Raw genomic sequence first — 14,080 nt, forward strand, 5'->3', positions numbered from 1 at the left:
GAGGGTCGACAGCGCCAGTTGATTCCGCGGCATAGCGGTCATTCACTTGGTGAAGCTTCGCGATGTCACGCGATGTCCCGCGATGTCGGCTGTGCGCTGGTAAGCAGACTGCCAAGCGGTGAGCCGGCGCAGTTCTTTAAGGGCCGCTTTGCGACCGACTACTGTCGTCTACTCCATGAACCCGTGCGGCCGCACCCGCTGCACACCCGCCACTCCTACGCATTTTCCAGGACCTAGAACTATCCGAAGAGGCCGCCGCGAACCGCCCTCGCCCGTCCACGACGCGACACGCCCGCGCGCCGCTCACCCCTTCACTGAGGCCGTTCCTCCAGCACCCCAGCCGCATACGCCCCCGGGCTGACGCCGAACCAGCGCTTGCACACGCGCGACAGCGCGGTCTGGTCGGAGTAGCCGAGCATGTGCGCGACGTCGGCCAGCGCGGGGCGGTCGGGGCGGCGCATGACCTCCACGAAGCGCTCCTTGCGCACCTGGTCGAGCAGGCCGTCGAAGGTGTGGCCTTCTTCGTCGAGCCGGCGCTGCAAGGTCTTGGGGTGCATGGCCAGGCCCTCGGCCACCTGGGCCATGGTCACCGGGCCGGCCGGCAGCCACTGGCTGATCAGCGTGCGCACGCGAGTGGCCACGGTGCGCTCCTTGTCGCCGAAGTTGCTTTCGAGAAAGCTCAGGCACATGCGAAACAGCATCGGGTGGCTGTGCGGCAGCGGCTGCACCAGCGCGGCGCGCGCGAAGCGCAGGCTCGCGGTGGGCGCATCGAAGTGGCAGGCACAGCCCATCAATGCGGCGTAGTCGCGCGGCGGGCGCCGCGCCGGGTGCGCGAACGAGGCCGACTCCGGCCCGACTGCGCTGCCGCTGAACCAGTCCACCAGCATGCCGATGCGCGCGAGGCAGAACTCGGTGGCCTGCTCGTGCGTGCCGATGATGTTCTTGGGCTCGACCAGCAGGTCCACCGCATCGGCTTCGCGCGCGGGGGCCACCGTGAGGCGCATCGACGAGCCGTACACGTAGTCGTAGCGCACGCCGAGCGCCAGCGCTTCTTCGAGCGTGCTGGCATGGCGCAGCGCCAGAGAGAGCGGGCCTTCGAGGTCGTGGAAGCCGCGCTGGCGCACGAACTCCATGCCGAACAAGGGTGACTCCGAGTGCGCGGCCGCGTTCTCCAGCAGACGCGAGAACGCGACGAAGCGGATGTAGCCATCGGGCTCGCGCAGCGCCGCGCCCGACAAGCCCACCGCGGCCAATTCGGCGGCGGGGTCGAGGCCGCGCGAGCGCGCGAACTCCTCGTACCCGTTCAGTTCATCGGCCTTGACCAAATGCGCCATTTACTAACCTTTTCGTGCCAGGGCCGGTGTGGTGTGAACAGACCCTGAATCGATCAAGCCTCCGTAGGAACCTTAGTGTCCTCATCGGTCAATGTTTTGTCCCCGATTGCCGATACGGCGCGCGCTTCGCCGCCAGATCATGGCCCTTCATGCGAATCGCGCGACAAGCGCGGCGCTGATCCTACAGCCAACAGTTCTGGAGATTGAATGAAGCAGCTAGCCAAGCTCAGCGTTCCCGCCCTCGTGGCCGCCGTCCTCGCCGCATGCGGCGGCGGTGGAGACGATGCCCCGGCGCCCGCCGCCAACGTGGTGACCGTGAGCGCCAGCCAGATGACCACCACCGGCCTCAACGCGGTGCTGAATGCGGCCGCCAACGGCAGCACCATCTCGCTGCCTGCCGGCAAGTACTCGCTGCTCGGGCCGCTGCAGCTGGCCAACAAGAACGGCATCACCATCGTGGGCGCGGGCAATGGCTACGACCCCTCACGCGCCACCATCCTGTCGTTCAAGAACGCGCTCACGCAGAACGGCCTGTCGGCCACGCAGGCCAACAACCTGACCCTGCGCAACTTCGCGGTGGAAGACGCCTCGGGCAACGGCGTGTTCGTGGCGCAGTCCAACACCGTGGTGATGGACACGCTGCGCGCCGAGTGGACCACCGACCCGCTCAACACCTCGACCATGGCCTACGGCCTGTACCCGGTCGGCAGCGACAACGTCAAGGTGACCAACAGCATCGTGGCGGGCACGCGCGATGCAGGCGTGTACGTGGGCCAGTCGACCAACATCCGCGTGAGCTACAACGACGTGCACGACAACGTGGCCGGCGTGGAGATCGAGAACTCGCACAACGCCATCGTCGAAGGCAACAACGTGCACAACAACACCGGCGGCATCCTGGTGTTCGCGCTCACCGGCCCGACGCGCTTCCTGGACACCACCGACGTGAAGGTGGTGAACAACATCATCAGCGGCAACAACCTGCCGCCGGCCGCCAACGCGACCGGCCTCGTGCTGACCATCCCGCCGGGCACCGGCGTGATGATCCTGGCGTCGCAGAACGTCGAGGTGAGCGGCAACACCATCGCCGACCACCTGACCACCGGCGTGCTGACCGTCACGGCCATCGGTGCGGGCATCGACCTCACGGGCGTGGGGGGCCTGCGCGACAGCCAGGGCAAGGGCTACGACCCGTACACGCGTGGCGTGTCCATCCACCACAACAGCATCAGCAACTTCGGCAGCAACCCGGGCGGTGCGTTCGCCGACCCGGCCGGCCTCGGCCCCTTCACGCAGGGCGTGCTGGCTGGCCTGGGCGGCGCGGGCATGCCCGCCGCCTTCGGTGCCGTGCTGTGGGACGGCATCGTCGATGCGGCCACGGCCACCACCGCGCCGCTCGCGGACGGCAGCCTGGGCGCCTACGGCGGCAACCTGCAGGTCTGCTCGCAGAACAACACCGTCACACCGAGCGGTGCCACCAGCGCGACGGCGGCGTACCAGAACATGGACATCAACCTCATCTCGCTGATCTCGCAAGCCGGGCTGTCGGACTCGCCGTTCTTCGCGCCGCTCGGAGCCAACGCCACGCGCTTGGCTTGCACCATCACGCTGCCGGCCGTCACGCTGCCGGCTGGCATCTGATGGCGGGCATCTGATCTTCGACTGACCTTTCGCGGGCGCCCCCAGCGGCGCCCGCTTTCACTGGATAGCCCATGAAACGCATTCTTCGATGGAGCCTCGCCGCCACCCTGGCCGCCGCGCTCGCCGCCTGCGGCGGTGGAGGCGGTGACAGCGCCCCGAGCAGCAACCCGCCGGCCGCGACCGGCCCGCAGGTGTTCAGCCTCGCCAACGCGCCGACCAAGCTGTCGGCCTGGAAGATGTTCGACCTGGCGGCCGACAGCGTGTCGCTCGCCAGCCCGCTCGTCCCCTACGACCTCAACTCCGCGCTGTTCACCGACTACGCCTTCAAGCTGCGCGCGATCTACGTGCCCACGGGGCAGAAGATCAACTACAACGCGGCCGGCGGCCTGCTCGACTTCCCCGTCGGCAGCGTGCTGGTCAAGACCTTCTACTACCCCAAGGCCACGGCCTCCGGCAGCCTGCCCGCGGTCGCGCAGCAGACGCAGGCGGTGCAGGGCAGCACGGTGAGCCTCGCGAACTACCGGCTCGTCGAGACGCGCTTCCTGGTGCGCAAGGCCGACGGCTCCTGGGAAGGCATCCCCTACGTGTGGGACGCCGACCAGCGCGACGCCACGCTCACGCCCAACGGCGAGTACATCCAGATGGAACTCGTTGACGGCAGCACCGCGCCCGCGACGCACCAGGACTTCTACTACGTGGTGCCCAACACGCAGACCTGCCAGAACTGCCACGCGACCAGCACGCACGGCAGCGGCTCGGCCGACCCCATCGGCCCCAAGGTGCGCAACCTCAACAAGAACTACGACTACGGCAACGGCGTGGTGAAGAACCAGCTCACGCACCTCAACGACCTGGGCCTGCTCAACGGCTTCGGCGGCACGCCGGCCACGGCCCCGCAGGGCGTGGACTGGAAGGACGGCACCAAGACGCTGTCGGAGCGCGCGGCCGCGTACCTGGACGTCAACTGCGGCCACTGCCACAACGGCAGCTCCGGCGCAGGGCAGGCGGGCGGCTATGCGTCGCAGTCGGGACTGCTGCTGTCGCTCTCCGACTTCCAGAGCCCGCAGCCTTCGACCTGGGGCGTGTGCAAGCTGCCGCTGGCCTACGTGGGCACCGGGCAGCCGGGCTACCGCTACGACATCAACCCCGGCAGCTCGGCCTCGTCGATCCTGCTGTACCGCATGAGCCATGTCGGTGCCGGGCAGACCATGCCGGTGTTCGGCCGCCAGACCAACCACGTCGAGGCCCTCACGCTCATCATGAGCTGGATCGACAGCCTGACGACGGCGTCACCCACCGGTGCCGGCTTGAGCGCCTGCCCTTGATCGGGCCAGTGTGACGAAGCGAGGCGCCCCACGAGGGCGCCTCGCTCTTTCTTCTTGCGCCCGAACCGAACTCAGGAGTCGTACGCGATGCGTGCGCCCGAGCCTGGCGGCGTGCAGGTGTAGGTCACTTCCTGCCCCGGCACCGAGGCCAGTGCGCGGATGGCCGCGTCGCTGCGCTGGCTGCCATCGGCCGCCACGAAGGCGTTGGCCGCCGGGTTGTAGACCAGCCCGCGCGAGACGCCCGCTTCCACCACGCGTGCCACCAGCGCGCACTCGGTCGTCGCACCGCCCAGCTCCTTGGAGACGAAGGGCGTGGCCGCGCGCTGCAGCAGCAGGTTGATGCGCGGGCCCACCGCTGCGGCGTTGGCCGAGGTCAGCGTGATCTGCTGGCCCACGATGGGCGCGAGGTCGCTGTCGAAGGCCATCACGAAGTCGACCACGTCGCGGCGCGTGCCGTCGGGGTTGTCCTTGGGGAAGCCCACGGTGGCCTGCGGGTCGAACACCTTGGCGGTGAAGAAGCGGAACAGCGTGTCCACCGCGCCGTCGTGCACGAAGCCGAAGCCGCGCACCTGGTCGCCCACGAAGCCGGTGTCGGGCGCGCCGAAGAAGTTCACCTTGGGCGAGCCGAACATGCCGACCTTCTGGTACATGTTGCGCAGCTGCGGGATCTTCACGATCTGCGTGATGCCCTCGAAGCTCGCGCGCCCGCCGGTGCCGAAGAAGCCCTGCGACGGGTCGAGCCGGTGGCAGCCTTCGCAGGTGAAGGCCGTCTGGTTGGGGATGAGGCCGCCGAGCGCACCCACGTCGATGCCGTCGGACGGCCGCGAGCCGGTGTAGAACGCGTGCCCGCGTTGCTGCGAGGCGGTGAGCGAGTTGTCGAGCTTGCGGATCGGGTTGGGCGGCAGCATCACCGGGAGCTGGAAGTTCGCAAACGTCTGCATCTCGGCCTCGGAGAGCGGCGCGGTGCCGCCGAGCAGGCCCTCGAAGGCGACCGCGAAGTTCTTGAACGAGAGGTTGCTGTCGGTGCCGCTGCTGCCGAAGATGCCGGTGGCGCGGTCGCCGCGCCAGTGCATGGCGCCGGAGTTGCGCATGCCGCGCAGCGTCTGCGTGGTCATCGGCCCCTTCATCGGGTGGAACTCGTTGGGCTTGTCGCTGCCGTTGATGGGCGAGGTCACGCCGAAGAGCAGCTTGCCGAGCGCGACCTCCAGGTCGGAGGCGAGGTTCTTGGTGATGGGGTTGTTGGTCACGCGGTCGTCGGGGTTGCCGAGGTCCCAGGCCAGGTCGTCCATGTCGCCGAAGGTGTGGCAGCTCGCGCACGAGGCCTCGCCGTTGGCGGAGAAGCGGCGCGCGTCGTAGAGGAAGGGCCGCCCGGCCGTCACGCTGGCGGGCTCGGGGTTCTTCATCGCGGTGGACGAGAGCGTGGCGCGCGTGGCGAGGTCCACCACCTTCACCGCGTTGTCGAAGCGCGTGGTCACGTAGAGCCGGCCGCGGGCTTCGTCGAGCACCAGGCCGCTCGGGCCGCCGCCGCCCACCTCGATGTAGCGGGCGCTTGCGGTGCGCGGGTTGAAGCTGTCACTCTCCAGCTCGGCGGTGTCGAACACGCCGATGCGGCTGGAGCTGAAGGCCGCCACGTAGAGCGTGCGGCCGTCACCGGTGACCGCCATCTCCAGCGGCATGGCCAGCGAGTGGTTCTTCATGGTCCAGTCGAAGCTCGGGTTGCTCGGCAGCTTGGAGTAGTCGATGTGCTTGTTGAGGTGGCGCGGAGAGACGGTCGAGCCCGAGATCACCGTGATGCGCGTCTGCGCGAGCTTGCCCTGCACCGTGTGGCCGGCGTAGGTGCCGGGGCCTTCGAAGCGGGCCTCGTTGATGGCCTCGGTGTTGGACACGTAAATCTTGCCGGTCACCGGGTTGGTGACCATGTTGAACAGCACCGTGCCCACGCCGCTGTGCGCGGCCTTCTGTGCCAGCGTGTTGGCGTCGACGGCGAACACGTCGCGGTCGGGCAGGCTGAACTGCACCGCGTTGTTCCAGTTGCGCTTGAGCTCGTCTTCCCACTTGCCGGTGGCCTTGTTGTACTTGACGATCAAGGCAGTCTCGGGTGCCTTCTTGCCCTCGAAGTTGGTCTTGGGGCCGGGGTTGCCGCCGGGCATGATCTTGCCGTTCTGGCCGATGCAGGGCAGCCAGGGCACGAAGCCCTGGCACACCAGCGGCTGCAGCACGCTGGTGGTCTGGTTGCCTGACTTGAACGCCGCCACGTAGACGGTGCTCCGATCCGGGCTCACCGCCAGCGCGCGCGGCGTGTCGCTGAAGAAGCTGAGGATGCGCTGCGGCAACCCGCCGAAGCTCGTGCCCAGGTTGCTGGGGTTGAACACCCACACGTCGGCGCGGCCGATGCCGGGCGTGGTGAGCTGCGGGTCACCCGCGCCGGGCACGCCGGCGAGCGAGGGGTCGCTGCGCTGCTGGCCGCGGTGGGCGGTGGTGATGAAGGCGCGCTCGGGCGAACCGGCGAAGACGATGTCGCGCGGCTCGTCGCCCACCAGCAGCGTGCGCACCACGCGCGGCGTGCCGCTGAGGTCGACCACGCTCACGCTGTCGGACAGGTGGTTCACCACCCACACCTCGCTGCCGCTGCGCGCGGCCACGGCCACCGGCTCCAGGCCCACCGGCACGCGGGTGATGAGTTGCGGCGTGCTGCCTGCGATGTTGAACACGTCGAGCGTGTTGTTGGGCGTGTTGGCGACGAACAGGCGCGTGCGGTCGGGCGAGATCGCCATCGGCCGCACCGGGCCGCTCTCGAACTGCGCGAAGCTCGGCGCCTGAGCCGCGGCCGGCCCGGCCAGCAAGGCCGAGATGAGGCTCAACAAAGGCAGCAGAAACCGGCCCAGCGGCCGGCTTCGGTGGGGTGTGGGGGGATGCGCTTGCATGGTGTCTTGTCTCCTTGTCTCTCTCTTGTGGTGTGCGCCCGACAGACAGCGCCGGATCGCGGAGGGATCGTAGGGAGGGGTGTCTTCCCGCGCCCCCTACGCTGGTAGGGGGCGCTACACTCGCGCGCCTCCGGGGTTCCCCTCCCCCCGCCGCCCGCGATGTCCGACACGACGACCGAGCCTCCTCTGCTGGCGCCCTCCAGCGTCCCGCGCCCGGCCTTGATGGCCCGGCTCGATGCGGCCTCCAAGCTGAGGCTGGCGGTGGTCGCTGCCCCGGCCGGTGCCGGCAAGACGACATTGCTCACCCAGTGGTTCCGGCGCAGCCGGCAGCGCCGCACGGCGGCCTGGCTCACGCTGGCGGGGCCGCTTCAGCCCGAGGCGCTGGCGGAGCGCCTGCTCGCCAGCCTGGCCGCCGCGTCGCCCGAACTCGTGGCGCCCGGTGCCGACCCCTCCGCACAAACCCTGCATGCCGTGCTCGCGCAACGCAGTGGCGACCTGCTCATCGTCATCGACGACATCCACCGCGCACAAGACACCCCCTGCCTGCGCCTGCTCGACGGCCTGCTCGCCGCCTCGGCGCCCGGCGTGCACTGGGTGCTGGCCGGGCGCTGCCTGCCCGCGCTCAACCTGCCCAGCTGGCGCCTGCGTGACCAACTCGAAGTGCTCGATGGCGATGACCTCGCTTTCGACGCCGCCCAGGTGCTGCAACTCGGCCGCAAGCTGGTCACCGAGCCGCTGAGCCGCGCCCAGGCCGAGCGCCTGCTCGACACCACGCAAGGCTGGACGGCCGGTGTGAAGCTCGGCCTGCTGGCCGTGGCCGCACGGCCGCGCGAGATCGACGCCGCGCTGGCCGACTTCGACGGCGGCCACGTCGACATGTCCGCCTACCTCGAACGCGAGGTGCTGCGCGAGCAAGACGAATCCTTGCAGGACTTCCTGCTTGGCACCGCCGTCGTCGACACGCTGACCGGCGAGCTGTGCGACGCGCTGCTTGGCCGCGACGGCGCGCAGGCCGTGCTCGAACGGCTGGAGCGTGCGCAGCTCTTCGTGACCGCGCAAGACAGCCACGGCCTGGCCTTTCGCTACCACCCGCTGTTCCACGGCTTCCTGCGCAGCCGCCTGGCCGCCGACCCGGCGCGCCAGCGCCGCCTGCACGAACGCGCCAGCCGCTGGTATGCGGCGCAGGGGCGCTTTGCCGAGGCGCTGGCGCACGCCTTCACCTCGGGCCAGATGGCCTGGTGCGCCGAGCTGGTGGAGCGTGCCGCGCTGCGCTGGCAGCAGTCGGGCGACATCGCCGAGGTGGTGCAGTGGAGCGAGCGCCTGCCGCCCGAGCAGCTGCATGCCCGCCCGGCGCTGGGCGTGGCCTACACCACCTGTTTGATCCTGTGCCGCCGCTTCGACCAGGCGCGCGCCATGCTGCGCCGCATGGACGAAGACGCCGCCGCGCCGGCCTACCACCGGCGCACGCTGCAGCAGATGATCCAGGCGATGAGCGGCGACCACGAGGCGCTTGGTGACGAGCCGCCGCTGCCCGACGAGACCGATGTCGATGCGCAGCTGCGCGGCCTGCAGCTGGTGAACCGCGCCTACGCCATGTTCTGCGTCGGCCGCTTCGACCCGGCCTGGCGTTTGGCCATGCGCGCGCGCGAGGTGCTGCAGCCCATCAGCCCCTATGGCGACGGCTACGCGAGCAGCGTGCTCGCGCTGGTGGAGCGCGCCAAGGGCGACTTCGGCTCGGCCTCACGCCGCGTGGAGCAGCTGTGGGCCGGCCTGCGCAACGGCCCGCGCAACGCGGCCTGGGCCAATGCCGCCACCGCGCTCGCCGTGGTGCGCTACGAGACCAACCGCCTGCCCGAAGCACGCGTGCTGTGCGAGGAGTTGCTGCCGCTGGTGGAAGCCGGCGGCACCTACGAGACGCTGGCCGCCTCGGCGCGCACTCTCTCGCGCGTGCGCGCCGCCGAGCGCGAGCACGAGGCCGCCATGCGCCTGCTCGATTACCTGCACGGCGTCGTCGAAGGCAGCCACGAGAAGCGCCTCGCGGCGCAGGTGTGCTTCGACAAGGTGCGCCTGTGGCTGGCCATGGGCGAGGTGGCGCGGGCGCGCGGCTGCCTGGCCGAGTTCGATGCGCTCGACGCCACCGAGTGGCAGCATGCGCGCCCCTACGACGAAGCCTGGGAGCGCCGCGGCCTGAGCCTGGCCGCCTTGCTGGCGCATGAGCAGCGCCATGCCGAGACGCAGGCCGTGCTGCAGGTGCTGCGCGAAAGCGCCGAGGCCGCCGGCCACGTGCTGCGCCTGCATGCGGTGGAGGCGGCATTGGCCAGCAGCCTGTGGGAAGCCGGCGCGCGCGACGAGGCCTTGCAGTGCCTGCAGCAATCACTCATTCGCGCGCGCGGCCACGCCCCATCGCGCAGCTGGTTCGACGACAACCCGCGCTTCCACCAGGTGCTGATCGCTGCGCTCGACGTGCCGCCGCTGCGCCGCCTGATGCCCGAGCGCGTGCTGCGCGTCTTCGGCGGGGCGCTCGGACGCAGCGAGCCGCGCCAGGCGCCCGCTGCGGCGCATGCGGTGGACGCGCTGACCGCGCGCGAACTGGAGGTGCTGGTGCTCATCGCCCAGGGCCTGAACAACCAGCAGATCAGCGCCCGCGCGCAGATCTCGCTCACCACCGTGAAGTGGCATGTGAAGAACATCTTCGCCAAGCTCGGCGTGGGCACGCGCGTGGGTGCGCTGGTGCGGGCGCGGGAGCTGAAGCTGGTGTAGCTCAGGTGAGGTCGACGCGGTAGCGCAGGCACGGCTTGCCGCCGTACTGCGGCGGCTTGTTGAAGTGCTCGTGAAACAAGCCGCCCGCGGCCAGGATCACCTTCTGCGAGGCGAGGTTGTCGGGGTCGGTGGTGATCTCGACGTAGGGCAGCTCTCGGCGGCGCGCTTCGTCCAGCATGGCCAGCAGCGCGGCCGTGGCATAGCCGCGGCGCTGCCGCCAGGGCACGACCGAGTAGCCGATGTGGCCCAGGCAGTAGGCCGGGAGCTCTGGCGTGCCGCGCTGCCAGCGCAGGCCGATGCTGCCGGCGAAGGCGCCGTCCCACATCCAGCGCACGAAGCCCGGCAGGCGCGGCACGACCGAGCCGTCGGGCGTCTTGACGGGGCGGCCAGCGGCCTCGGGATCGTCGAGCGAGGCGAGGAACGACTGCGGGTCGGCTTCGATCTGCGCCAGCTCGTCCGCGATGGCCGCCGCACCACGCTCGTTGTTGGGTGACCAGCCGCGCTGCAAGGCAGCGGTGTAGCTGGCGAGGTGGTGTGGGTTGGGCGTGACGAGTTCGATCATGGGGCGCGGCGAAAGGCGTGCGTGGCTGGTGAGTGTGCCTGGGGTCATGCCCGCTCGGCAGGCCGGTGCAGCATGTCGTGAGGGTCGATGTCGATTTCGCCTGGCGTCGTTCGTCTTCATGTGCACCAACTACCAGGAACGCCCATGACCTCTGCTTCCTCTTCCCTTGCCACCGACCGCAACTGGGCGCTGGTGGCCGCCGGCGCGCTGATGACCTGCGTGGCCATCGGCACGCTGTTCTCGCTGGCCGTCTTCCTTGGCCCGATGGGCGCGGACACGGGCTGGTCGCGCGCCGGCATCTCCTCGGCCATGACGCTCGCCTTCCTCAGCATGGGGGTCGCCGGCTTTGGCTGGGGCACGCTCAGCGACCGCATCGGCCCGCGCCCGGTGGTGGGGATCGGCGTGGTGCTGCTGGGCCTGGCCAGCGTGCTCGCCAGCCGGGCCAGCAGCCTGCTCGCGTTCCAGCTCTGCTTCGGCATGCTGATGGGTGTGGCGGCCGGCGCGTTCTTCGCGCCCATCATCGCGTCCACGGCCGCTTCCTTCGACCGGCACCGCGGACTGGCGGTCGCGCTGGTGTCGGCCGGTGTCGGCGTGGCACCCATGACCATCGCGCCGCTGGCGGGCTGGCTCACCAGCCTGTACGGATGGCGTGAGGCCTTGTTGACGATCGGCGTCGGTGCGTGGGTGCTGCTGCTGCCGGCGGTGTGGTTCGTGCGCGCCTCGCCGGCGCTCGCAGCAAGCGGCATGCCGGGTGCGGCGGCCGACGGCGGCGGCATGTCGGCCGCTCAGGCGCTGCGCTCCAAGCCCTTCATCGTGCTGGCGGCCGCCTACTTCGCGTGCTGTGCGGCGCACTCCGGGCCGATCTTTCACACCGTGAGCTACGCCATCGGCTGCGGCCTGCCCATGGTGTCGGCCGTGACCATCTACAGCATGGAGGGCGTGGCCGGGCTGGGTGGGCGCCTGCTCTTCGGTGTGGCCGCCGACCGGCTGGGCGCCAAGCGCGTGCTGGTGGCGGGCCTGCTGGTCCAGGCCTTCGCTGCGGCCTCGTACCTGCTCGTGAACCGCCTCGAAGGCTTCTACGCGGTGGCCTTCGTCTTCGGTGCAGCCTACGGGGGCGTGATGCCGCTCTACGCGGCGCTGGCCCGCGAAGCCTTCGGGCCGCGCATCCTCGGCACGGTGCTGGGGGCGGCGACCATGGTCTCCAGCCTGGGCATGGCGCTGGGCCCGCTGCTCGGCGGCTGGCTGTTCGACCGCTACGGCAGCTACGCGTGGATGTACATCGGCTCCCTCGCTGTCGGGCTGGCCGGGGCGGCGATCATGGTGAACTTCCCGCGGCGTGCGCCGGCGGGCTTGCCGAACGCGGGTACAGCGGCCGCCTAGGCCTGGTTGAAGCGGACGCGGGCGATCCAGTTCTTCTGGCGCCGCGCCAGCCGCGCGCCCTCGTCCTCCTCGCCGAACGAGGCCGCGGCGCGCTTCAGCAGCGAGGGGTCCACGCCGTCGAAGGCGTTGACGCTCACCACCGCGTAGGTGTGCCCGTCGATCTCGCTGGTGACCACGGGCGCCACGCCGCAGCGTGCGCAGATGTGGAAGAGCGCCGTCTCCGTGCCGAAGCGGTAGGCCGACACGCGCGCCGGGTCGCTCACCGTCACGTCGAGCGTGCCCGTGTTGCACGAGGTCCAGACACCGCCGTGCTTGACGCAGAACGTGCAGTCGCACGCGCGGGCCGGGATCTCCTTGGGTTCGGGTTCCCAGGTGAGCTGGAAGGCGATGTTCCCGCAGTGGCAGCGGCCGTGGATGAGCATGGGGTGCCTCGTGTTTCCGTGAGGTGGCAAGGGCGGCAGGACGACACTGCGGCGAGATCGTAGGCCGGTCGGGACACCCCTGTGTGTGACGGTCTTTTGCCGGGCCGGCGACCGGGGCAAGACGCGCATTGCCTCGCGCGGGCCGATCCCGTAGGCTATGCCCCCATGGCCCCCGCCGTGGCGCCCGCGCCGCGCGAGGACTCGTTTCCGGATCCTTCCAGTCGTTGGCGCGCGCTGCGCCGGAGGTGTCGGCATGTCGAGTTCCACCCCCCCGGGCATTGCCCGCATCCGCACCCTGGCTCTCGTGGGCCAGACGGCCGCGGGCAAGACCAGCCTGAGCGAGGCGCTGCTCGTGCGCACCGGCAGCATCGGCGCCCCGGGCCAGGTCGAGCGCGGCACCACCGTGTCAGACCACGACCCGATGGAGCGCCGGGTGCTGCACTCCTTGCAGGCCTCGCTGATGCACTTCACGCACGGCGAGGCCTTCATCCATTTGATCGACACCCCCGGCTACGCCGACTTCGCCGGCCACGCGCTCTCGGCACTCGAAGCGGTGGACACCGCGGCCATCGTCGTCAACGCGCAGTCGGGCATCGAGCAGATGACGCTGCGCATGATGGACTGGGCCGGCCAGCGCGGCCTGTGCCGCCTCATCGTCGTCACCAAGATCGACGCGCAGGACGTCGACTGCGGCGCACTCGTCGAGCGCCTGCAGGCCGCCTTCGGCAAGGTGTGCCTGCCGCTCAACCTGCCCACGGCCAAGGGGGCCGCGGTGGTCGACTGCTTCTTCAATTCGATCGACGACCCGGCGCGGCCCACGCAGTTCTCGTCGGTCGAAAAGGCCCACCGCGCGCTGGTGGAGCAGGTGGTGGAGGTCGATGCGGCCTTCGTCGACCGCTACCTCAACGACGGCGACGTCGACCCGCGCGAGCTGCACGCGCCGCTGGAGCAGGCGCTGCGCGAAGGGCACCTCATTCCGATCTGCTTCGTCTCGGCACGCACCGGCGCAGGCGTGCCCGAGCTGCTCGACGTGATCGAGCACCTGCTGCCCAACCCCACCGAAGGCAACCCACCGCAGTTCTTCAAGGGCGAAGGCGAGGCCGCCCGGCCCATGCAGGCGCAGACCGACCCCGCGCAGCACGTGATCGCGCACGTGTTCAAGATCGCCAACGACCCCTACGTGGGCAAGATGGGCGTGTTCCGCATCCACCAGGGCACGGTCACGCGCGACAGCCAGCTCTTTGTGGGCGACGGGCGCAAGCCCTTCAAGGTGGGCCATCTCTTCATGCTGCAGGGCAAGGAGCACGTGGAGGTGCCGCGCGGCGTGCCGGGCGACCTGTGCGCGGTGGCCAAGGTCGACGAGCTGCACTTCGACGCCGTGCTGCACGACGCCGCCGAAGACGATCACCTGCACTTGAAGCCCGCGCCCTTTCCGGTGCCGGTGCATGGCCTCGCGATCGAGCCCAAGCGGCGCGGCGACGAGCAGCGGGTGTGGGAGATCCTGCAGAAGCTGGTCGACGAAGACCCGTGCCTGCGCATGGAGCACGTGGCCACCACCAACGAGACCATCGTCTACGGACTGGGCGAGCTGCACCTGCGCACACTGATCGAGCGCATGAAGGAAGTGCACCACTGCGACGTGGTGACGCGCGTGCCGCGCATCGCCTACCGCGAGACCATCACCACGCTGGCCGAAGGCCACCACCGCCACAAGAAGCAGACCGGCGGCGCC

The 14,080-nt window shown here is 70.0% G+C and carries 9 protein-coding genes; 5 read left to right on the top strand and 4 right to left on the bottom strand.

Annotation, left to right across the window (positions count from 1 at the left end; all coding sequences use genetic code 11):
- Window positions 1-311: 311 nt before the first annotated feature.
- Entirely contained in the window at window positions 312-1,334 is a 1,023-nt protein-coding gene (locus VFL64_RS08560; protein WP_489539956.1) for an AraC family transcriptional regulator, read from the bottom strand.
- A gap of 207 nt (window positions 1,335-1,541) precedes the next feature.
- Here VFL64_RS08560 and VFL64_RS08565 point away from each other — a divergent pair, with 207 nt between their 5' ends.
- Entirely contained in the window at window positions 1,542-2,975 is a 1,434-nt protein-coding gene (locus VFL64_RS08565) for a parallel beta-helix domain-containing protein (RefSeq protein ID WP_489539957.1), read from the top strand.
- 71 nt (window positions 2,976-3,046) lie between these two features.
- Window positions 3,047-4,300 (top strand): SO2930 family diheme c-type cytochrome, encoded by a 1,254-nt coding sequence (locus VFL64_RS08570; protein WP_489539958.1) that lies wholly within the window; start codon window positions 3,047-3,049, stop codon window positions 4,298-4,300.
- A 71-nt stretch (window positions 4,301-4,371) separates the two neighbouring features.
- On the opposite strand, the gene VFL64_RS08575 is transcribed toward VFL64_RS08570, so the two are convergent.
- Window positions 4,372-7,224, bottom strand: a complete 2,853-nt coding sequence (locus tag VFL64_RS08575; RefSeq protein WP_489539959.1) for a YncE family protein — start codon at window positions 7,222-7,224, stop codon at window positions 4,372-4,374.
- 159 nt (window positions 7,225-7,383) lie between these two features.
- Between VFL64_RS08575 and VFL64_RS08580 the strand changes: the two genes are divergently transcribed.
- A complete protein-coding gene (locus VFL64_RS08580) occupies window positions 7,384-9,984 on the top strand; it encodes a winged helix-turn-helix domain-containing protein (RefSeq protein WP_489539960.1) in 2,601 nt (866 codons plus the stop codon).
- Window position 9,985: 1 nt separating this feature from the next.
- Here VFL64_RS08580 and VFL64_RS08585 read toward each other — a convergent pair whose 3' ends face one another.
- Window positions 9,986-10,546 carry a GNAT family N-acetyltransferase gene (locus VFL64_RS08585; RefSeq protein WP_489539961.1) on the bottom strand — a complete coding sequence of 187 codons (561 nt, stop codon included), beginning with the start codon at window positions 10,544-10,546 and terminating at the stop codon, window positions 9,986-9,988.
- Between the two features lie 144 nt (window positions 10,547-10,690).
- On the opposite strand from VFL64_RS08585, the gene VFL64_RS08590 reads away from it, so the two are divergent.
- A complete protein-coding gene (locus VFL64_RS08590) occupies window positions 10,691-11,926 on the top strand; it encodes an MFS transporter (protein WP_489539962.1) in 1,236 nt (411 codons plus the stop codon).
- Here VFL64_RS08590 and VFL64_RS08595 read toward each other — a convergent pair.
- On the bottom strand, window positions 11,923-12,348 hold the full coding sequence (locus VFL64_RS08595; RefSeq protein WP_489539963.1) for a GFA family protein: 426 nt from the start codon (window positions 12,346-12,348) through the stop codon (window positions 11,923-11,925). The genes VFL64_RS08590 and VFL64_RS08595 overlap by 4 nt on opposite strands.
- Window positions 12,349-12,601: 253 nt before the next feature.
- On the opposite strand from VFL64_RS08595, the gene fusA reads away from it, so the two are divergent.
- Window positions 12,602-14,080, top strand: a 1,479-nt coding sequence (gene fusA / locus VFL64_RS08600) for an elongation factor G (protein WP_489539964.1), incomplete at its 3' end; no start/stop codon positions are given.

This window comes from Rhizobacter sp. (genome assembly GCF_035702065.1).
Classification (GTDB): Bacteria; Pseudomonadota; Gammaproteobacteria; order Burkholderiales; family Burkholderiaceae_C; genus Rhizobacter.

Excerpts from the sequence above, each read along its gene's own strand:
- VFL64_RS08565 (WP_489539957.1), top strand. The coding sequence starts at position 1,542 with ATGAAGCAGCTAGCCAAGCTCAGCGTTCCCGCCCTCGTGGCCGCCGTC.
- VFL64_RS08575 (WP_489539959.1), bottom strand. The coding sequence starts at position 7,224 with ATGCAAGCGCATCCCCCCACACCCCACCGAAGCCGGCCGCTGGGCCGG.
- VFL64_RS08560 (WP_489539956.1), bottom strand. The coding sequence starts at position 1,334 with ATGGCGCATTTGGTCAAGGCCGATGAACTGAACGGGTACGAGGAGTTC.
- VFL64_RS08570 (WP_489539958.1), top strand. The coding sequence starts at position 3,047 with ATGAAACGCATTCTTCGATGGAGCCTCGCCGCCACCCTGGCCGCCGCG.
- VFL64_RS08580 (WP_489539960.1), top strand. The coding sequence starts at position 7,384 with ATGTCCGACACGACGACCGAGCCTCCTCTGCTGGCGCCCTCCAGCGTC.
- VFL64_RS08585 (WP_489539961.1), bottom strand. The coding sequence starts at position 10,546 with ATGATCGAACTCGTCACGCCCAACCCACACCACCTCGCCAGCTACACC.
- VFL64_RS08595 (WP_489539963.1), bottom strand. The coding sequence starts at position 12,348 with ATGCTCATCCACGGCCGCTGCCACTGCGGGAACATCGCCTTCCAGCTC.
- VFL64_RS08590 (WP_489539962.1), top strand. The coding sequence starts at position 10,691 with ATGACCTCTGCTTCCTCTTCCCTTGCCACCGACCGCAACTGGGCGCTG.